The 18,570-nt window shown below is 72.0% G+C and carries 18 protein-coding genes; 9 read left to right on the top strand and 9 right to left on the bottom strand.

The window, feature by feature from the left end; all coding sequences use genetic code 11:
• Nucleotides 1-33 precede the first annotated feature (33 nt).
• Both ACP7BI_RS06270 and ACP7BI_RS06265 read left to right on the top strand, forming a co-directional pair.
• Entirely contained in the window at nt 34-609 is a 576-nt protein-coding gene (locus ACP7BI_RS06270) for a hypothetical protein (RefSeq protein WP_425844441.1), read from the top strand.
• Nucleotides 593-790, top strand: a complete 198-nt coding sequence (locus ACP7BI_RS06265) for a hypothetical protein (RefSeq protein ID WP_425844440.1) — start codon at nt 593-595, stop codon at nt 788-790. Before ACP7BI_RS06270 ends, ACP7BI_RS06265 begins: the two co-directional genes overlap by 17 nt.
• A gap of 33 nt (nt 791-823) precedes the next feature.
• Here ACP7BI_RS06265 and ACP7BI_RS06260 read toward each other — a convergent pair whose 3' ends face one another.
• The 4 genes from ACP7BI_RS06260 to hrpA form a co-directional block, all read right to left on the bottom strand.
• Nucleotides 824-1,171: a DUF6804 family protein gene (locus ACP7BI_RS06260; protein ID WP_425844439.1), complete on the bottom strand. Its 348-nt coding sequence runs from the start codon at nt 1,169-1,171 to the stop codon at nt 824-826.
• Nucleotides 1,172-1,222: 51 nt separating this feature from the next.
• Nucleotides 1,223-2,122 (bottom strand): hypothetical protein, encoded by a 900-nt coding sequence (locus ACP7BI_RS06255; RefSeq protein ID WP_425844438.1) that lies wholly within the window; start codon nt 2,120-2,122, stop codon nt 1,223-1,225.
• Nucleotides 2,122-3,783, bottom strand: a complete 1,662-nt coding sequence (locus tag ACP7BI_RS06250; RefSeq protein WP_425844437.1) for a hypothetical protein — start codon at nt 3,781-3,783, stop codon at nt 2,122-2,124. Before ACP7BI_RS06250 ends, ACP7BI_RS06255 begins: the two co-directional genes overlap by 1 nt.
• A 128-nt stretch (nt 3,784-3,911) precedes the next feature.
• On the bottom strand, nt 3,912-7,937 hold the full coding sequence (gene hrpA, locus ACP7BI_RS06245) for an ATP-dependent RNA helicase HrpA (RefSeq protein ID WP_425844436.1): 4,026 nt from the start codon (nt 7,935-7,937) through the stop codon (nt 3,912-3,914).
• A gap of 216 nt (nt 7,938-8,153) precedes the next feature.
• On the opposite strand from hrpA, the gene ACP7BI_RS06240 reads away from it, so the two are divergent.
• Both ACP7BI_RS06240 and ACP7BI_RS06235 read left to right on the top strand, forming a co-directional pair.
• The gene (locus tag ACP7BI_RS06240) at nt 8,154-9,101 is read left to right on the top strand and encodes a hypothetical protein (protein WP_425844435.1); all 948 of its coding nucleotides are present in this window, start codon (nt 8,154-8,156) and stop codon (nt 9,099-9,101) included.
• 174 nt (nt 9,102-9,275) lie between these two features.
• Nucleotides 9,276-9,746 (top strand): cupin domain-containing protein, encoded by a 471-nt coding sequence (locus ACP7BI_RS06235; protein ID WP_211450113.1) that lies wholly within the window; start codon nt 9,276-9,278, stop codon nt 9,744-9,746.
• Between the two features lie 73 nt (nt 9,747-9,819).
• Here the strand turns inward: ACP7BI_RS06235 and ACP7BI_RS06230 are convergent, their stop codons facing one another.
• Nucleotides 9,820-10,725, bottom strand: a complete 906-nt coding sequence (locus ACP7BI_RS06230; RefSeq protein ID WP_425844434.1) for a hypothetical protein — start codon at nt 10,723-10,725, stop codon at nt 9,820-9,822.
• Nucleotides 10,726-10,826: 101 nt separating this feature from the next.
• Between ACP7BI_RS06230 and ACP7BI_RS06225 the strand changes: the two genes are divergently transcribed.
• Nucleotides 10,827-12,632: a DEAD/DEAH box helicase gene (locus ACP7BI_RS06225; protein ID WP_425844433.1), complete on the top strand. Its 1,806-nt coding sequence runs from the start codon at nt 10,827-10,829 to the stop codon at nt 12,630-12,632.
• 11 nt (nt 12,633-12,643) lie between these two features.
• Here the strand turns inward: ACP7BI_RS06225 and ACP7BI_RS06220 are convergent, their stop codons facing one another.
• Nucleotides 12,644-13,264, bottom strand: coding sequence for a hypothetical protein (locus ACP7BI_RS06220; protein WP_425844432.1), 621 nt, complete (start codon nt 13,262-13,264; stop codon nt 12,644-12,646).
• Nucleotides 13,265-13,437: 173 nt separating this feature from the next.
• Here ACP7BI_RS06220 and ACP7BI_RS06215 point away from each other — a divergent pair, with 173 nt between their 5' ends.
• Both ACP7BI_RS06215 and ACP7BI_RS06210 read left to right on the top strand, forming a co-directional pair.
• Nucleotides 13,438-14,208 (top strand): hypothetical protein, encoded by a 771-nt coding sequence (locus ACP7BI_RS06215; RefSeq protein ID WP_425844430.1) that lies wholly within the window; start codon nt 13,438-13,440, stop codon nt 14,206-14,208.
• A gap of 15 nt (nt 14,209-14,223) precedes the next feature.
• Complete coding sequence (locus ACP7BI_RS06210) at nt 14,224-14,889, top strand: class F sortase (protein ID WP_425844428.1); 666 nt, start codon at nt 14,224-14,226, stop codon at nt 14,887-14,889.
• Here the strand turns inward: ACP7BI_RS06210 and ACP7BI_RS06205 are convergent.
• The 3 genes from ACP7BI_RS06205 to ACP7BI_RS06195 all read right to left on the bottom strand — a co-directional run bounded on the left by ACP7BI_RS06205 (nt 14,775) and on the right by ACP7BI_RS06195 (nt 16,883).
• Nucleotides 14,775-15,140, bottom strand: coding sequence for a hypothetical protein (locus ACP7BI_RS06205; RefSeq protein ID WP_425844427.1), 366 nt, complete (start codon nt 15,138-15,140; stop codon nt 14,775-14,777). The genes ACP7BI_RS06210 and ACP7BI_RS06205 overlap by 115 nt on opposite strands.
• Nucleotides 15,141-15,326: 186 nt before the next feature.
• A complete protein-coding gene (locus tag ACP7BI_RS06200; protein WP_425844426.1) occupies nt 15,327-16,037 on the bottom strand; it encodes a hypothetical protein in 711 nt (236 codons plus the stop codon).
• Between the two features lie 183 nt (nt 16,038-16,220).
• Complete coding sequence (locus ACP7BI_RS06195; RefSeq protein ID WP_425844424.1) at nt 16,221-16,883, bottom strand: GntR family transcriptional regulator; 663 nt, start codon at nt 16,881-16,883, stop codon at nt 16,221-16,223.
• Between the two features lie 106 nt (nt 16,884-16,989).
• On the opposite strand from ACP7BI_RS06195, the gene ACP7BI_RS06190 reads away from it, so the two are divergent.
• Together ACP7BI_RS06190 and ACP7BI_RS06185 are read left to right on the top strand one after the other, a co-directional pair.
• A complete protein-coding gene (locus ACP7BI_RS06190) occupies nt 16,990-18,015 on the top strand; it encodes a Bug family tripartite tricarboxylate transporter substrate binding protein (RefSeq protein ID WP_425844423.1) in 1,026 nt (341 codons plus the stop codon).
• The gene (locus tag ACP7BI_RS06185) at nt 18,012-18,566 is read left to right on the top strand and encodes a tripartite tricarboxylate transporter TctB family protein (RefSeq protein WP_425844421.1); all 555 of its coding nucleotides are present in this window, start codon (nt 18,012-18,014) and stop codon (nt 18,564-18,566) included. Before ACP7BI_RS06190 ends, ACP7BI_RS06185 begins: the two co-directional genes overlap by 4 nt.
• Nucleotides 18,567-18,570 lie beyond the last annotated feature (4 nt).

The raw sequence follows: 18,570 nt of genomic DNA, 5'->3' as shown, positions 1-18,570 counted from the left end.
TGCGGTCGGGCGCTCGCCGCGTACGATCCGCGCATGGCGAGGAGGACGGACGAGCTGGGGGACCGGCGGGCGCTCGCCGTGCTGTCGGCGGCGCTCGGCGTCGTCGTCGGGCTCATCATCGGCGCGCTCTCCGTCGCGCTGCTCGGCGACGCGCTCGCGTGGTCGACGTTCCTCACCTCGGCCGGCTTCGGCGGCGCTGCGGCGGTCGCCGCCGCGCTCGTCGCCTTCGCCGCCGCCGCGTACAGTGCGCGCTCCGCCGGGCGGCAGGCGGAGGAGGACCGGCGGCAGCTCGAGCGGCAGCGGCGGAAGGAGCAGTGGTGGTCGCGAGCCGAGTGGGCGTTGTCGCAAGTCGCGCGTGGCGGCAACGCCGCCGTCGTGGGACTCCGGGTGCTGCGGGCTCTAGGAAGCAGCGAGTGGGCGGATCAGCACGAGGCCGACATCATCGCCGCGGCCACGGAGATCGCGCTGACCGCAGAGGAGACCGAGATCGATGACACCGGAACCGAGCAGTTCCCTTCAGCGAGCGGAAGAAGCCGCGATGCACCCTCGACGGGGGACGAGCGTCGCGGCACAATGGGATCCGGAGGCAGCGGTGGAAGCAGAACGTGACGAGAGCAGCGGCGACGCGCCGACGGTGCCGCGTCGCACCGTCTACCGATCGCGCATCACGGGCGAGATCGTGACGCAGGCCGAGCGCATCGCAGCAGCGCAAGCGCGCATCGTGGCCGACGAGATCCGCGGCATCGAGACGGAACCGTGGATCGTCGAGCTCGCGAAGCAGCGCGCCTGAGCTGAGCGCCGCACGCGCGCGGACCCGTCGAGCTCAGCTCTTGCCGTCGCCGACGCGCGGGCTCTTGATGAGCACGCCCGCGACGAGCGAGAGGAGCGCGGCGGCCATGTGGGAGAGCGCCCACGCCTGGCCGGCCAGGTCGAACGGGATGACCGGGTTCCAGGCGATCGCGATGACGAGGAAGACCGGGATCCACCACCAGTGCTTCGCCTGCAGCGCGAACCAGGCGATGATGAGCGCCAGCACCGAGATGACGAAGCGGAGCGTGCCGTACCACTCGCTCTCGAGCAGCAGCAGCGCGACGACGAGCGCGACGGCCAGCAGGATGCCGGGCGCGAGGGCGTTGCGCTGGAAGGTGGGGCCGTAGCGGTCGGAGGTCATCGCCTCCCACGGTACGCGGTGTGCAGCGCCCAAGAGGACTGCACTCGGCGCCTACGGTGCGAGGGGCCGGTCAGGGGGCTCGAGCCCTTCCAGCGCGTCGTGCAGCCATCGGGCCACACCCGGGTCCTCGAGGTACTTGTCGACGGCATGGTGATCAGCGCTCGCGTTGTCGACGCCATCATGGTTGTGGATGACTCGATCCGTGGGGAACGTCTGTTGGGTGAGCGGGTGCAGCGCGACGACGTCTCTGGCATCGAACGCGTTGAGCCATTCGCTGACTACGGGCGGGTAGACGGGAGAAGCAAGGCTCTCTCGCACCGCACGGATCGCGAGTGGACTGCCGAGCGTGACGAGGAGCGGCACCTGCCACCCGTCGGCTGGCTGCAGCCTGGACACCACCGAGTGAGCGACAACGCTGCCGAGCGAGTGGCCGACCACCACCATCGGCTCAGTGCGGGCGAGCGCCGCCTCGACACCTTGATCGATGGCGCGTTGCACCCGTGCGCTATTGAGGTAGAGGTACACGTCGCGCGTCAGCCAGTACAAGCTAGCTGCTCCCGCTATCGACCAGTTGTCGTTCAACCATTGCAATACACGACGCACCCGTGGGTGCCCGAGCACGTTGCGCTCCAACGATTCGTCCCGCACCTCACTCGAGAAGGCACCGTGGGAGAGCGAGTCGGCCCATTGCTCGAGCAGGGGAGCGCTGAACGCGGCCTCCAACTCCTCCACTGAAGCCTCTCCCCGGATGATCACCTCCACGCCCGGGCGGCCGTGTTGCAGGCGGTCCAGTGCGTCGCCGTAGTAGGCGAAGCGGACATCGTCTTCGCGTAGTGGCATGCTCACACCGATCGCGTCCATACCGTCATGGAGCGCTCGCAACCACTTGGCCTTCTCTTCCTCGGCGTTCAAGCCCTGCTGCTGTCGGCCGTGGATCAGTACGAGGAGCATCAGCGCGCCTCTTCGACGAGGATGTCCCACGCGTCGGCAGCGAAGGACGTCCACAGTCCATCTCTCCTGAGTCCGAACAGCGTTCGCTCTCGTTCTCCCGGCTGGCGCATCGCGAAGAAGTAGGGCCATCCTTGCGAGAGCAATGGGTAGCCGGGTTCCGGCGCTCCGAACTGATCCCCGTATGGGTGCGCGTCTCCGCCATCGAGCAGGGCGAGGTCGAAGAAGTCGTACCTCGTCGTGGCGTGCAGTATGTAGCGCATATCCGCGAGCTCGCTGCGACGCCGATGCTTGTAGAGCGCGTACGCGGTGTAGAGAGCGAGAGAGGGATCGACCTCCTTGCGGCCACGCATCAACTGCACGATCTCGTCCAGGTCGTCGTCGACCGGGTCGAACAGGCCCCGCTGACTCGCGGCGGCGACGGCATGACGGAGGATCTCGTCGGTCGCGGAGTGGTACGAGCGGAAGGCGCCGGACCGATCGTAAGAGACATTCACGACCTGTTGAGCGTGGCATTCGATCCGGACCGCCGAACCGCCGATGACCGGAAGCGACATCACTCCACCGTCGGTGAGCTCCAGCAAGAGGGGACGGGCAGGCGCGTCTCCCGGTTCCACACGGAGGCGAACTGCGAAAGGGTGTCGCCGAGAGTCTGCTGAACTCTCGACCGATGCACCCGCGACTCTCTGGAGGGATGCGCCGTCGACGCGGATGGACACCTCATTGTGAGCCAAGGGCTCAGCGGTTCCCGGCTCTTCGACGTCCCACGAGGGGGGAAGCGCATTCAGCGAGTCGAGGGTTCTCCGAAGCGCGACATCGGCCTCTTCCTGGATCGTGAGGACCCCCAGGCTCTTAGGCCCGGCAGAACGCGCAGGAGCGTCAGCGTCGGATTGCGGCAGTTTGGAGATCCACGTGCTGGTAGAGCTCACACGAGCGTGCGGAACCTGACTCTTGTCCAGGGCGATGTCAAACTCGTCCAAGAGCTCGATCATGCGATCGGGAAGGTGCTTGCGGAGTCGGCCCGATCGCACGACACGTCCATGACGAGCGCTCTTGCTGACGAAGACGGGGGGATTGCCGCGCAATGCATCTGCGAATGCCCGAGTGAACAGTGCTGCATAGCCGCTTCCATCCGAGCTGGGAACCTCGTACGCCGGCGCCCCGACGAGGCACGCGTAGTACTCGTCGACCCTGGCGTCCGACTGCGGATGCCGGTCGTTAGGGAAGACCGGGCTCCCGGAGACTCTCGAGACGTCGATCGTGCTGGGCAAGGTCCTGCAGGCGTCGGACACGAAGACGATGTGCTTGCCGCGTCGCTGCAGCGCCAGAGCCACGCTGCCCGTGACGTTGACGGCCTCGTGGGCCCTTCGAGGAGCCTTCGACAAGAGCCAGTACTCGCTGTAGTCCTTCGCGAAGCCGTGGCCCGAGAAGTAGATGAGCAGCTTCGAGACACCTGGGTCGTTCACGGCCATCTCGACGCGATCGATGACGCCGTCAACCGTGACCTCAGTTCCGTCGGCATCGGTGTATCGGAAGATCCTGTCCGCGGTGGTCTGCGTCAGAGCCCAGTCGTTCATCAGATCGACCGCACTCTCGACGGCACGGAGCTCAGGGAAGTCCCCTGCGCGGCTGACGCCGATGAGCACCACCGCGAGAGCGCCCACGCTGCCTCCTTGTTCACTCGAACAGGATGGAGCGATCCTGACACGCCACCAGATCTCGCACCAGTGACGAAGTCGACACGCGTCCGGCTGGTTCGCGGGGCTGAAAGCTGTCGCCTTCGGAGACCGCGCTACGCCGCGAGCGCCTTCTTCACCCGCTGCAGGCTGACGGGTCCGGCGGTGCCGAGCTGCTGCGCGAAGAGGCTCACGCGCAGCTCCTCCAGCAGCCAACGCGCGGTGACGAGCCGCTCGGTCTTACCGGTCTCGTCGGCGCCCGCCACCGCATCCGTCACCGAGGGCGGCAGCGGCAGCGTGCCGCCCGCCGCCGAGTAGAGGGCCGTCGCCTGCTCGACCTCGGTCATCCACGCGCGGTCGCGGTTCGCGGTCTCGGGCAGCCGCTTCACGCGGTGCTCGATCGCGCGCACGTAGACCTCGAGCCGGCCGAGCCGCTCGAGCCCGGTGCGGCTCACGAAGCCGTCGAAGACGAGCTGCTCGAGGTTCGCACGCGCATCGGCGAGCGCAGCCATGTGGGCGAGGCTCGCGCCGTCGCGGATCGCGCGGTCGGCGAGCCGGGCGCTCGTCAAGATGCGCGCCACCTGGCTCGCGAGCGCGAACATGCGGTCGACGAGCCCGTCCGCGACGCGCGCTCGGAGTGCCTCGAACTCCGCGACCGTCGCGGGCGGCCGCGCGCCGAGCTCGGCGTCGATGATCGCGAGCATGAGGTCGTCGAAGAGCCGGTCGGTCGACGGATAGGGGCTCGCGCCGAGCGCGAGCTTCTCCGCGCTCGTGAGGTTCGACTGCACGTAGGGCGCGGGGCTCGGCACCTGCCGCAGCAGCAGCTGCCGCACCGCCGCCCGCTGATCGCGCAGCTGCGCCTCGCGCGTCGACGCGAGCCGGATGCCGACCGTGCCCTTGCCCGTCACCGCGTAGCCCGGGTAGGCGCGCACGGTGTTGCCGCCCTGCCGCACGTCGATGTGCTCGGGCAGGTCGGTGTCGAAGCCCGCGACCTCGTCGCGCTCGAGGTCGCTCGTCACCTTGACGGCCGCCTTCGCGACCTGCGTGCGCGCCTGGCCCGCGAAGCGCCGCTTGAGCGCCTCGAGGTCCTTGTCCTGCCCGAGCCGGCGGCCGCGGGCGTCCTCCACCGCGAACGTGGGCTTCAAGTGGTCGGGGATGCGTCCCCAGTCGACATCGGTCGCGGCCGCCTGCACGTAGGCGGTGCGGGAGATGCGCGCCGCGAGCACCTCCGAGAGCGAGCGGGCGCGCTCGCCGCCCAGCGGCTCGTCGGGGAGCTCGGCGAGCATGCCGCGCGCCCAATCGCCGGCCGGCACGACGTGCTTGCGCACGTGCTTCGGCAGGCTCTTGATCATCGCCGTGAGCAGCTCCTCGCGCATGCCGGGCACGAGCCAGTCGAAGCCCTCGGGGCCCAGGCGCGGCAGCACCGCGAGCGGCACGTGCACGGTCAGGCCGTCGTCGGCAGCACCGGGCTCGAAGCGGTAGCTGAGCCGCAGCCGCTGCTCGCCCTGCTGCCACTTCGTCGGGAACGCGCGCGAGTCGACCTGCGGCTCCTCGCCGGTGAGGTCGCGGCGCGTCATCGTCAGCAGGTCGGGCGTCTCCTCGCGCGCCTTGCGCCACCAGCCCTCGAAGCTGCGGGTCGAGGCGACGTCGGCGGGGATCCGCGCGTCGAAGAACTCGAAGACCGCCTCGTCGCCGACGAGCAGATCGCGGCGCCGCTGGCGCTCCTCGAGCCGCTCGATCTCGCGACGCAGTTCGCGGTTCTTGCGGTCGAAGTCCTGCGGGCTGTCCCACTCGCCCGCGACGAGCGCGTGGCGGATGAAGAGCTCGCGCGCGTGCTCGGGGTCGATGCGCGCGTACTGCACGCGCCGCCGCTCGACGATCGTGACGCCGAAGAGCGTCACCTTCTCGTACGCGACGACCGCGCCCTGCTTGCGCTCCCAGTGGGGCTCGCTCACCTGCCGCTTCGCGAGGTCGCCCGCGAGCGGCTCCGCCCAGGCGAGGTCGACGGATGCGACGGTGCGGGCGAACAAGCGGCTCGTCTCGACGAGCTCGGCGGCCATGACGGCGCGCGGCGGGTTCTTCGCGAGGCCCGAGCCGGGGAAGATCTGGAACCGCGCGCCACGTGCGCCGACGTACTCGGGGCGGGGACGCATCCGCCGCTTCGAACCCGGCTCGCCGGGTCGAGGCTGCTGGGACTTCTGCGTCTCGTCGAGGCGCCCGATGCGGCCGAGCAGCCCCGAGAGGAGCGCCTTGTGGACGGCGTCGGCGTCGACGCTCACCGCTGGTCGAGCAGCCGACGCTCCTCCCGCTGGTCGAGCAGCCGACGCTCCCTCCGCTGGTCGAGTAGCCGACGCTCCCTCCGCTGGTCGAGTAGCCGACGCTCCCTCCGCTGGTCGAGTAGCCGACGAAGTCGGCGTATCGAGACCATCCCCGTTCCGCGTCTCGACGCGGCCCTCCGGGCCTGCTCGGCGAGCGGAACGCTCCGGCTTGAGCCCCATCGAGCGCGTCAGCTGCCGGACGACGTCCTGCCACTCGCGCACGCGCAGGAAGCTGAGGTGCTCCGCCTTGCACAGCTTGCGGAACTGGTTGCCCGACAGCGTCGCCTGCTGCTCCTGCAGGTAGCGCCACAGCGCGAGCAGCGTGATGAAGTCGCTCTTCGGGTCGACGAACCGCGCGTGCATGCGGTCCGCTTCCTCGCGGCGCTCGAGCGGGCGCTCGCGCGGGTCCTGGATCGCGAGCCCCGCGACGATCGCGATGACCTCGTGGGCGACGTCCGCATCCCGGCCGGCCAACGCCATCCGCCCGAACCTCGGGTCGACGGGCAGCCGCGCGAGCTCGCGCCCGATGCGCGTGATGTCGCCCTTCGGGCTGATCGCGCCGAGCTCGCGGAGCAGGTCGCGGCCGTCCTTGATGCCGCGCGGGTCCGGCGGCTGCAGGAAGGGGAACTCCTCGAGCGGCCCGAGGGCGAGCGACGCCGCCTGCAGGATGACCGCAGCGAGGTTCGTGCGGAGGATCTCGGGGTCGGTGAACTCGGGGCGGCGGTCGAAGTCCTCCTCCGAGTAGAGGCGGATCGCGATGCCCGGCGCGACGCGGCCCGCGCGGCCCGAGCGCTGATTGGCGCTCGCCTGGCTGATCGCCTCGATGGGCAGGCGCTGCACCTTGCTGCGCGCGGAGTAGCGCGAGATGCGGGCGGTGCCGGTGTCGATGACGTGCCGGATGCCCGGCACCGTCAGGCTCGTCTCGGCCACGTTGGTGGCGAGCACGACCCGACGACGGATGCTCGCCCGGGTCGAGCGCTCGAAGACGCGGTGCTGGTCGGCGGCACTGAGGCGGCCGTAGAGCGGCAGGATCTCGGTGGCCGGGCCGAGCTTGCCCTGCAGCTGGTCCTGCGCGTCGCGGATGTCGGCCTCGCTCGGGAAGAACACGAGCACGTCGCCGGAGTCGTCGCGCGCGATCTCCTTCAGCGCCGCCTCGATGCCCTCGATCGGGTCGAGGTCGGCAGCCGGCTCGTCGGGCTCGCCGTCGTCGTCGGCGTCCTGCGCGCCGACGCGCTGCGCCTCGGCGACGAGCGGCCGGTAGCGGATGTCGACCGGGAACGTGCGGCCGGAGACCTCGATGATCGGCGCGCCGCCGAAGTGCCGGCTGAACGACTCCGGGTCGATCGTCGCGCTCGTGACGATGACCTTGAGGTCGGGGCGGCGGGGGAGCAAGCGCTGCAGGTAGCCGATCAGGAAGTCGATCGTGAGACTGCGCTCGTGCGCCTCGTCGATGATGATCGTGTCGTAGGCCTTGAGGTCCTTGTCGCGGTGCATCTCGGCGAGCAGGATGCCGTCGGTCATCACCTTGACGCGGGTATCGGCGCTCACCTGGTCGGTGAAGCGCACCTTGTAGCCGACCTCCTGCCCGAGTTCTGTGCCGAGCTCCTCGGCGATGCGCTCGGCGATCGTGCGGGCCGCGAGCCGGCGGGGCTGCGTGTGGCCGATCTTCGAGCGGCCGAGCTCGAGGCACATCTTCGGCAGCTGGGTCGTCTTGCCGGAGCCGGTCGCGCCCGCGACGATCACGACCTGGTGGTCGCGGATCGCCGCCATGATCTCGTCGCGCGCGTCGCTGACGGGCAGCTCAGCCGGGTACTCGATGCGCACCCGACCATTCTCCCGCAGTGCGCCGCTGCGCCTGCGCGCGCAGCGCCTCCGCCCCGCGCCTGCGCCGACATCGGGGACGGACCCCACCTCGGCGACGGGACCCGAGATCTCGGGTCCCGCTGCCGCGATCGGGTCCGTGCCCATCCGTTGCGCGTTGTCCACCGTCGGTCGGTCGGCCTCCACGCGCGTCCGGGCATCGGTGGCATGGTGCGCCGCATGGAACGCAGCACTGCCCCTGCGGCGGCCGTCCCGCTGCAGCGAGCGCGCGAGATCGGCCAGGTGGTGCCGGGAGCGCAGCCCGAGCGCGACGCGAGTCTCGCGCGCGTGCGCCACGGCGTCTACGCCGACGCTGCCGCGCTCGAGGCGTCGACCGACGACGCGCGCTACGTCACGCGCATCCAGGCCGTGAACGCGGTGCGCGACCGGCCGATCTTCGCGCGGGAGTCGGCGCTCGCGGCCCACGGCGTGCCCTTCGGGCGGCCGGATGCGGTGTACACCACGGGCGATCGGCGCACGGCGCACAAGAAGGCGGGCGTTGTGCACTCGGCGGTCGAGCTCGCGCCAGACGATGTCTTCGAGGTGGGCGGCCTGCGCGTCTGCTCGCTCGCGTTCGCGCTCGCCGAGGTCGCTCGGCGAAGTGACCCGCTGGATTCCGTCTCTGCGCTCGACTTCGCCTTGCGCGACCGGCGCGTGACGAAGCAGCAGGTGCTCGACGCCCTGCAGCGACAGAGCCGCCGCGGCCACGACGCCGCGCACTGGGCGATCGCATTCGCCGACGGGCGCGGCGAGTCGGTCGGGGAGTCGTGGAGCCGGGTGCGCATCTTCCAGCTCGGCTTCGCCGCCCCCGAGCTGCAGCGACGGGTGACCGGCCCGACCGGCAAGGAGTGGCGCGTCGACATGACGTTCGAGCGACCGGGGCGCCGACCCCTGTACGGCGAGTTCGACGGAGCGGTGAAATACGGCGCGCTCGCGAACCAGGCAGGCAAGAGCGGCGCGAAGGCGCTCGCGGAGGAGAAGCTGCGGGACGACGACCTGCTGTTCACGGGCGATCCCGCGCACTGGGTCTGGCTCGACGTGCTGCAGCCGTCGAGGCTCGACGCGCTGCTCACCGCGCACGGCGTCCCGCGGGTGCGCCCGGCGCTGCTGGGGCTCGCGAGCCGATAGGGGCCGGCGACGTGGCGGCGATGCTTCGCGGACCCGAGTTCGGCCGCGGGACCCGAGATCTCGGGTCCGCAAGCCGAAACCGGGTCCGGGTATCGGATCGGACCGAGGCAGTGCGGCGGGGCGAGAGCTGCTCCGCCCTGGCTCCTCCCAGCCTCCGGAGGCAGGATGCGGAGCATGGACATCAAGGACAACGGACCCAACCCGAACGTCTTCGACATCGAGACCGCCACGGTCGAGAACGGGGCGTACCGCCACGTCGCCTGGACGGGCAAGCACCTCCAGGTCACGCTCATGTCGATCGAGCCGGGCGACTCGATCGGGCTCGAGGTACACAAGGGCACCGACCAGTTCCTGCGCATCGACCAGGGCAAGGGCGTCGCCAAGATGGGCCCCACCAAGGACGACCTGACCGAGACCGAGGTCAGCGATGGCTGGAGCATCCAGGTGCCCGAGGGCACGTGGCACGACGTCGAGAACACCGGCGACGAGCCGCTGCGCCTCTACGCGATCTACGCGCCGACGCACCACGCGCAGGGCATCGTGCAGGAGACGGCCGAGCAGGCCGAGGAGGACGAGGAGGCCGGCCGCGACGAGCCGCCCTCGTGGGTCGAGGAGGTCGACGAGAAGGGCGAGGAGACGGCCTAGCCTCCCTCGACGCGACGACGCCCGCCGGTCGACCGGCGGGCGTCGTGCTGCCTGCGGAAGACGGGCGGATGCGTCAGTCGCGCTCGAGCGCGTCCGTTCCGCGCTCGCCGTGCTGGGCCCCGTCGACGGCACGGCCCTCGGGTGCCGCTTCGACGTCGGTCTCGTCAGCGGGCGTGTGGATGTCGGGGTCGGCGCCGATGACGGCGGTGCCGTCCTGCGCCTCCTCGCTCGGTCCCGGCCGGTAGCCGGCGCCATCGTCCGCTGCGTCCTCGTCACGCCCCTGGTGGCCCTCCTCGGGCGCGGGGGAGTAGCCGCGCGGCGTCTCGGTGTCGCCCGGGTGCACCTCGGGGATCGTGCCGCCGCGCGTGCCGGACTCCGGCTGCGCCGCGCCCGCGCCGGTCGACTCGCCGGCGACCGCGTCGCTCGCGAGCGTGCCGCCGCGGTTCGCTGCCGGATCGGAGCCGAGCTCGTCGGCCGTCGGCACGGCGCCGTCGCCGAACGCCGCGGCCGTCGCCGCCGCAGCGCCCGCACCACCGGCGAGCCCGGCCGAGAGGCCCGCCGAGCCGCGCGCCTCGGCGCGACTGTGAGCCCCCGCCTGCTGCTGCGCGCGCTCCGCTGCGGCGTCGGCGAAGTCGGGGTGCGGCTGCCCGGGCGGCAGGTCGTCGCTGTCGTCGGTGTCGCCGTCGAGCGGGTTGTCGCCGATGAGCGGCGGCAGCTCCTCGCCGAACTCGCCGCGCCGCTCGAGCACGAACACCGCCGAGAGCATCGTGATGATCGAGAGGCCGACGTAGCTCCAGCCGAGCACGTTGTTGGCGACGAGGCCGAGCGAGTCGGTGACGCGCGCGTAGCTCAGCACGGCGAGCAGCGCGCCGATGCCGATGAGCACGGCGGTGAGCACGACGAACCACGTGGGCCGCGTGCGGCGGGTCGCGATCACGACACCGATCAGGAGGGCAGCCAGGCCGAGCAGGTAGTGCATGCGGCCAGCCTAGGCACGCCCGCCTGAGTTGGCACGGGGCGGCTTCCCAGACGCCGGGCGCGACACGCGCGACGGCGCCCGTGTCGGCGGTCGCGCCTACGATGGAGCGAGTGACCAGCCAGCCGATCGCGCGCCCCGAGGGCCCCGCAGACGGCGGCCACTTCGGCTCGTGGGCGGCCGACAACCTGCCGCCGCTCTACCCGGATCGCGCCCCGTGGGGCACGGCGCAGCCCCTGCGCGCATGGCAGCAGGAGGCGCTCACCCAGTACTTCGAGACGGAGCCGCGCGACTTCCTCGCGGCCGCGACGCCCGGCGCCGGCAAGACGACCTTCGCGCTCCGGCTCGCCTCCGAGCTGCTGCGTCGCGGCACGGTGCGCCGCATCACCGTCGTCGCCCCCACCGAGCACCTCAAGCAGCAGTGGGCCGACGCCGCGCACAAGGCCGGCATCCGTCTCGACCCCGACTTCGCGAACGCCGACGGCGACTACCCGCGGCAGTACCACGGGGTCGTCGTCACGTACGCGCAGGTCGCGGCCCGCGCATCCGTGCACGAGCGCATCACCACCTCGGCGCCGAGCCTCATCATCCTCGACGAGGTGCACCACGCAGGCGACGCGCTCAGCTGGGGCGACGCGGTGCTCGAGGCGTTCGGCCCCGCGACCCGCCGCCTCTCGCTCACGGGCACCCCGTTCCGCAGCGACACCTCGCCCATCCCGTTCGTCGAGTACGTGCGCGACGAGCGCGGCGTGCGGCTGAGCCAGACCGACTACGCCTACGGCTACGAGCACGCGCTGCGCGACGGCGTCGTCCGCCCGGTGCTGTTCATGGCCTACGCCGGCACGATGCAGTGGCGCACGTCGATGGGCGACGAGATGAAGGCGACGCTCGGCCACGGCGACACGAAGGACATCACGAACGGCGCGTGGCGCACGGCCCTCGACCCGGGCGGCGAGTGGATCCAGCAGGTGCTGCGCTCGGCGGATGTGCGGCTCACGCACGTGCGCCAGGCGGTGCCGGATGCGGGCGGTCTCGTGATCGCGACCGACCAGGCCCAGGCGAGGCAGTACGCGCAGCTGCTGCGCGGCATCTCTGGCGAGGAGCCGACCGTCGTGCTCTCCGACGACCCGGGCGGCTCGGAGCGGATCGAGGCGTTCTCGAAGGGCACGCAGCGGTGGATGGTCGCCGTGCGGATGGTCTCGGAGGGCGTCGACGTGCCGCGGCTCGCGGTGGGCGTCTACGCGACGAGCTCGGCGACGCCGCTGTTCTTCGCGCAGGTGATCGGCCGCTTCGTGCGATCGCGGCATCGCGGCGAGGTCGCGACGGTCTTCCTGCCGTCGGTGCCGCCGCTGCTCACGCTCGCAGCCGAGCTCGAGCGGCAGCGCGACCACGCGCTCGACCGGGAGCAGCCCGACGACCAGCTGCTCGACGACGACCTCATGGCCGCCGCCGAGCAGGGCGACAAGGACGACCGCGAGCCGGCACCCTTCACGTGGGAGCCGCTCGAGTCGAGCGCGACCTTCGACCGCGTGCTCTTCGGCGATGCGGAGTTCGGGCAGCTCGTCGAGCCGGCGACCGAGGAGGAGATGGACTTCATCGGCATCCCGGGCATCCTCGACGCGGAGGAGATCTCCGACCTGCTGAAGCGCCGGCATGCCCGGCAGGCCGCGCGCATCCGCGACCGGCCGCCGAGCCAGGAGGCCCCGGAGCCGCTCTACCGCAACATGCGCGAGGAGCGGCAGCTGCTCAACTCGCTCGTGGCGATCGTCGCGAAGCGGCGCGGTGAGGCGCACGCGCTCGTGCACGCCGAAGCCCGGCGGGTGTGCGGCGGGCCGCCTGTGGCGCAGGCCTCGATGCAGCAGCTGCGGGACCGCATCCACTACCTCCGCAGACTCGTCGACCGGCGCTGACGCGCGCGGGCTCAGTCGTGCTCGACCCAGCAGACGAGCACGGCCGAGGCGACCGCATACGCGGCGCCGTCGCGCGTCAGCGCGCCGCCGGCGAGCGACTCGGGCAGCGCGGTGGCGTCGACGACGAGCGTCTTGCCGTCGCGCAGGAAGCCGACGATGCCGTCGCCGGTGGAGAAGGAGGGCAGCCCGAGCCCGAGCATCCCCTCGATCGCGGCCGCATCGAGGCTGTGCTGCACCTCGGCGAAGTGCTCCTCGCCGACCGGGGCGTCGGTGGCGTCGTGCACGGTGAGCACGAGCGGGGCACCGTCGATGTCGTACGAGCACGCATAGGTCGGGGCGACCCACGAGGCAACCGGTTCGGCGACGCGCTCGAGCTGCAGCAGCGAGGCGATCGCGGTCTGCACCTGACCGGCGCAGATCATCTCGGCCGCCGCTGACGGTGCGCCCTCTGCGGCCGCGGCGTCGTGCCCGCCGTGCTCCGCGCCGCTCATGGTCGAGCCGTCGGGCATGGTGTGCGAGGCCGCAGGAGCGGGCGGTTCGGGCGAGGATGCGGCCGAGCTCGCGCAGCCGGTGAGCAGCAGCGCGGCGACGGCGATCGCGGCGAGGGGCGTCGAGCGGGGCATGCGATCCATCCGATCGTCGGTGAGCGCGCGGCGAGGAAGCCGCGGGTGTCGACGAGGGTTCGACGCGACGGGCGCAGCGGATGGGAACCGAGCGCATCCAATCCGTCCACGGGGTCGCGCCGAAGACCGGTGTACGAGGACGCAAGCCCTGTGTCCGAGACCCTCCGGAAGAGGTTCATCCCATGAAGAACAAAGCAGTTCTGCTCGCAGCTCCCGCGCTCGGGCTCGGCCTCGTCGCGATGGGCGCCGCCCCCGCGATGGCGCACGACAACACCGGCACCTACGCGGGCACGCTCGCCGAGATCAACAGCAGCGGCGCCTCCGGCGAGGCGTGGATCGAGCTCGAGGGCACCACCGCGACCGTCACGCTGAACGCGACCGGGCTCGCGGGCGAGTTCGACGGCGCCGCCTACCCGCACGTGCAGCACATCCACATCGGCGCGCAGGGCACGTGCCCGGCACCGAGCGCCGACACGAACGGCGACGGCATCATCAGCACGACCGAGGGCGGGCCGTTCTACGGCGACATCGGCACGACGCTCTCGGTCGGCGCCGCCGACAAGAGCCCCGCCGGCGGCCTCGACCTCGCGAGCGCGCCGTCGGGCGCGACGATCGCCTACGAGGAGACCTTCGAGCTCGACCACGCGACGGCGGATGCGCTCGGTGCCGGCACGGCGGTCGTCGTCGTGCACGGGCTCGACCCGGCGACCCAGCCGGAGTCGGGCACGACCCCGAGCGACCTCGTGCCCGAGCTGCCGCTCGCGGCGACGTCGCCCGCGCTGTGCGGCACGATCGAGATGCAGCCGGCCGGCTGGGTCGACACTGAGGTCGCGGCTGCGGGCACGGGCTCGACCGGCACGGGGCTCGGCTTCGTCGCGCTCGGCGGCATGCTCGTCGCGACGGCCGTCGCTGGCGTCACCGCCGTGCGTCGTCGCGCCGTCAGCGGCGAGTAGTCGTCCGTCGGCTCGATGATGCTGCGCAGCAACCGCCGCCGCCTCCGCCTCACGGCGGGGGCGGCGGCCCTCGCCATCCTGCTGGCGGGATGCGCCTCGGCGGGCGGCGAGGCGGCGCCCGCCCCCTCGGCGTCCGCTCCCGCCGGCGCGTCCCCGGCCGCGACCGAACCGGTCGAGACCCCGGCGCCGGGCGCCGACGCGCCCCCGGACCCGCTCGTCATGAGCGCCTCGGCGCCCGTCAGCATCCGCATCCCGGCACTCGAGCTCGACTCGCCGCTCATCGAGACGGGGATGCGTGCCGACGGCACGCTCGAGGTGCCGCCCGGGCACGAGGGGGCGCCGGCCAGCTGGTACGACGGCTCGCCCACGCCGGGAGAGCGCGGCGCCTCGGTGCTGCTCGGGCAGGTGAACTCGCTCGAGGACGACAGCGGCGTCTTCTTCGCCCTCGACTCGCTGGCAGGCGGGGAGGAGATCGCCGTGACCCGCGAGGACGGCTCGACCGCGCGGTTCGAGGTGTACCGGGTGGAGTCGTTCGAGAAGGATGCGTTCCCGACGCGCGAGGTCTACTACCCGGTGCCGGCGGCCGAGCTGCGGCTCATCACGTGCGACGGCGTCGACGGTCGGCCCGGGGAGTACCCGAACAACCTCGTGGTCTTCGCGACCCTCGTCGGGGAGGCCTGACGCTCGGGCCAGTCGGCCTCGACGACGGTGCGGTGGAGCACCTGGACGTCGGTGGGCTGCAGGTCGACGCCCGTGACGCGCCGCTCGCGCTCGAGCTCCAGCTCGTCGAGCTGGAGCAGCGAGAGGTAGCCGATGCCGTCGGGCGTGACCCAGAGGCTGCCGACGCCGATCGACTGCGACTCGGACGCGGGACCGTAGCCGTTCGCCGCCGCCCAGGCCTCGAACTGCGCCGGCACGCTCGCGTCGCGCACGTACGCGACGGACGAAGTCGAGCTGCGACCCGGTCGGCGCGGCGCTCGCGGTCGCGGCGGGCGTCGGTGTCGGCGTCGCCGTGGGCGTGGCCGTCGGGGTCGCGGTGGGCGCTGCGGTGGGAGCGGCGGTCCCCGCAACGATCCCGCAACGACGCGCGCGAGCCGCCTGCACGCATCTGTCGTGCGTCAGTGCGGCATCGTCACCGCGTGCGTCACGTAGATGTCGTCGGCGTCGGCCCCGGTGTAGCGCATGATGGTCTCCGAGTTCCCGAGCGAGGGCTGCGTGCTGTCGAGCGGCGCCCAGAAGAGGCTCCGCTGCGAGCCGTCCGGGTCGGCGGGCGGCGCGTACTGCAGGTAGCCCGGGCCCTCCGAGGCCGCTGCGTAGCCGTTCTCGGCGGCCCACGCCTCGAGCCGGTCGAACGCGGCATCGTCGCGCTCGACGAGCGCCTCCGCGATCCGCACGACGCCGCCGGCCGGGTCGTCGAGCGGGTTGGAGAAGGTCGAGACGCAGATGACGTCGAGGCCCTCGAGCACCGCCGGGGGTTCGAAGACGGGCTTCGCCTCGGCCGCCGCGAGCTGCTCGGCCTCGGTGCCCTCCCACCACACGAGGTGCGGGCGGTCGAGGATGAACTCGTCGCCGCAGTACTTCGCGGCCGCGGGAGCCGGCGACGGGGGCGGGGTCACGCTCGGCGTCGCGCGTGCGGTCGAGGTCGGCTCCGGCGCCGCCTCGGAAGGCGTCGGCGTCGCGGATGGCGTCGGTGACGCCGAGGGCGTCGGTGGCGCGGAGTCGCCGGGCGACGGCCCGCCGCAAGCGGCGAGCGCGAGCACGGCGAGCGCGAGGACCGCGCCGTCGCGCACGCGAGCGGCGGGAGCGGTGGCGGGGTTCGTCCGAGGCATCATGCGCTCCTTCGGCATGGCACCGGCTGCCGCTCGGCCGTGACGCGGTGGCATCCAGTGTGCTCGCACGAGCGCGCGTCGGCGGTCACGATCCGGCCTCGATTCGCGCAGGCGCGCCTCAAGCACGCCCCAGCGGATGCGCCGCGGCGGCGGACCCGCCATGCGCCGCCGCCCGGGCGGAGCTCAGTCCGCGGCGTAGTGCTCGAGCATGAGCGAGATGGCGACCGCCTTCGCCGAGTCGATGTGCGCGCGCATGACCGCTTCGGCGCGCAGCGGGTCGCGCGCCACGACCGCCTCGAAGACAGCGCGGTGCTCGTCGGTCGCGTCGGAGGCCCGACCGGGTCGCGCCGAGGTGAGGGAGCGGTAGCGGTCGACGTGGCCGCGCACGATGCGCAGCAGGTTCTCGGCGATGACGTTGCCGCTGATGCGCTGGAGCTCGTCGTGGAACTCGGCGCCGAAGCGCACGACTTGCGTGTAGTCGTCGCGCAAGCGGTCCATGAGCATGATCTGCCCCTCGAGGATCTCGGCGTCGGCGTCAGTCACGCGCCGGGCCGCGTCAGAGGCGATGAGTCCCTCAAGCCGGGCGCGCGTATCAAGCACGTGCCCGAGCTCCTCGACCGAGACAGGAGCGACCATCGTCCGATTGGAGCCGGATCGCACGGCGAGCCCCTCGACGACGAGCGTGGCCATCGCCTCGCGCACGGGCGTGCGAGAGACGCCGAGCTGCTCGGCGAGCTCGGGCGCCGAGAGCGCCGCGCCAGGCTCGAGCCGGCGCTCGACGATGAGCGAGCGCAGCTGCTCGTACGTCGACGAACCCTGCTCGCGGCGTCGCCCTCGATCGTCCATAGGGCATAGTTTGCCACGGAAGTGCGCACTTGCGTATCTGCATGCAGTTGTGCAAAGGTCGCGGACGGGCCGAAGTCCAGCCCGATGACGCCACAAAGGAGTGAACGTGAAGAAGCACTGGAAGCTCGCCGCGGTCGTGGGCGCCGCAGCGCTCGTGCTGACCGGCTGCACCACCGCGACGCAGCAGCCGAGCGCGAGCCAGGACCCGGCCGGCTCGGAGGGTCCCGTCGCGGCCGAGAGCCTCGGCCGCATCGAGATCATCGCTCCCGCGAACCCCGGCTCGGGTTGGGACCAGACCGCTCGAGCGCTCGGCGGCGCACTCGAGGCGACCGAGCTCGCGGACTCCGTCACCGTGACGAACGTGCCCGGCGCATCCGGCACGGTCGCGCTCGCGCAGATCGCCGGCAACCCTGGGCGCGACGGCGTGCTCATGGCATCAGGCCTCGCGATGATGAGCGGCGTGCTCACCAACGACACCGGCGTGAGCCTCGACGACGTCACGCCGATCGCGCGCCTCATCGGCGAGGCCGAGGTCATCGTCGTTCCGGCTGCCTCCGAGTTCGAGACGGTCGACGACCTGCTCGCCGCGATCGCCGAGAACCCCGCGGGCGTGCCGATCGCAGGCGGCTCCGCGGGCAGCGCTGACCACGTGTTCCTCGGCCTGCTCGCCGAGCAGTACGACATCGCGCCGAGCGACCTCAACTACGTGCCCTACTCGGGCGGCGGCGAGGCGACGACCGCGCTGCTCGGCAACCAGGTGAGCGCCGGCATCTCGGGCATCGGCGAGTTCCGCCAGCAGATCGAGACCGGCGAGCTGCGCGGCCTGCTGCTCTCGACCGCCGAGCCCATCGAGGGCCTCGACATCCCGACGGTCGCCGACATCGACCAGGCCGACCTCGAGTTCGCGAACTGGCGCTCGGTCATGGCCCCCGCCGACCTCGACGACGAGCTGCGCCAGCAGTACGTCGACGTCATCACCGAGGTCGCCGCGTCGGACGAGTGGGCAGAGCTGCTCGAGACGAACGACTGGGCCGACCTGTTCCTCGCCGGCGACGAGTTCGCCGACTGGCTCACTACCGAGAACACGCGCGTCGAGGGCGTGCTCTCGCAGCTCGGCCTCGTCGTCCAGTGACGACCGACGCTCCGCTCGCCTCGGGAGCGGCCGCACCTGCGGCCGCCCCCGAGGCGAGCCCCGTTCCCGACACCCGCCGCTGGCCCGAGCTGCTGCTCGCGGTTGCCGTGGTCGCGATCGGCGCGATCACGATCATCGACGGGATGGGTCAGCCTGCGTCGCGCTCGGCATCCGGTCTGGGTGCGGGGCAGTTCCCGATCATCGTCGGGACGATGACCGCCGGGCTCGGCGCGCTGCTGCTCGTGCAGGTGCTGCGCGGCCGGCTCGGCAGCCCCGACGCGGCGGAGGGCGACCTCGACGTCACCCGGCTCCACTCGTGGCAGCTCGCACTCTCGGGCGCCGCGATGGTCGGCTTCGCGCTCACCGTCGACATGCTCGGCTACCCCATCGCCGCAGCGCTCACGTTCGTCGCCGTCGCAGTCGCGACCGGCGCTCGCCGGTGGCTCGTCACGAGCGCCATCGCGATCGTGCTCTCGCTCGGCATCTTCTACCTCTTCACGCTCGCGCTACGCATCCAGCTGCCCGCGGGCATCCTGACCGGGATCCTCTGATCAT

The organism is Agrococcus sp. TSP3-2-1 (assembly GCF_049897585.1).
Lineage (GTDB): Bacteria > Actinomycetota > Actinomycetes > Actinomycetales > Microbacteriaceae > Agrococcus.
Note: the sequence above shows the minus strand (reverse complement) of the source record. Positions and strands in the feature narration are given on the sequence as shown.

Excerpts from the sequence above, each read along its gene's own strand:
- ACP7BI_RS06225 (WP_425844433.1), top strand. The coding sequence starts at position 10,827 with ATGGAGCGAGTGACCAGCCAGCCGATCGCGCGCCCCGAGGGCCCCGCA.
- ACP7BI_RS06260 (WP_425844439.1), bottom strand. The coding sequence starts at position 1,171 with ATGACCTCCGACCGCTACGGCCCCACCTTCCAGCGCAACGCCCTCGCG.
- ACP7BI_RS06220 (WP_425844432.1), bottom strand. The coding sequence starts at position 13,264 with ATGGATCGCATGCCCCGCTCGACGCCCCTCGCCGCGATCGCCGTCGCC.
- ACP7BI_RS06235 (WP_211450113.1), top strand. The coding sequence starts at position 9,276 with ATGGACATCAAGGACAACGGACCCAACCCGAACGTCTTCGACATCGAG.
- ACP7BI_RS06215 (WP_425844430.1), top strand. The coding sequence starts at position 13,438 with ATGAAGAACAAAGCAGTTCTGCTCGCAGCTCCCGCGCTCGGGCTCGGC.
- ACP7BI_RS06200 (WP_425844426.1), bottom strand. The coding sequence starts at position 16,037 with ATGCCTCGGACGAACCCCGCCACCGCTCCCGCCGCTCGCGTGCGCGAC.
- ACP7BI_RS06240 (WP_425844435.1), top strand. The coding sequence starts at position 8,154 with ATGGAACGCAGCACTGCCCCTGCGGCGGCCGTCCCGCTGCAGCGAGCG.
- ACP7BI_RS06210 (WP_425844428.1), top strand. The coding sequence starts at position 14,224 with ATGATGCTGCGCAGCAACCGCCGCCGCCTCCGCCTCACGGCGGGGGCG.
- ACP7BI_RS06255 (WP_425844438.1), bottom strand. The coding sequence starts at position 2,122 with ATGCTCCTCGTACTGATCCACGGCCGACAGCAGCAGGGCTTGAACGCC.
- ACP7BI_RS06195 (WP_425844424.1), bottom strand. The coding sequence starts at position 16,883 with ATGGACGATCGAGGGCGACGCCGCGAGCAGGGTTCGTCGACGTACGAG.
- ACP7BI_RS06230 (WP_425844434.1), bottom strand. The coding sequence starts at position 10,725 with ATGCACTACCTGCTCGGCCTGGCTGCCCTCCTGATCGGTGTCGTGATC.
- ACP7BI_RS06270 (WP_425844441.1), top strand. The coding sequence starts at position 34 with ATGGCGAGGAGGACGGACGAGCTGGGGGACCGGCGGGCGCTCGCCGTG.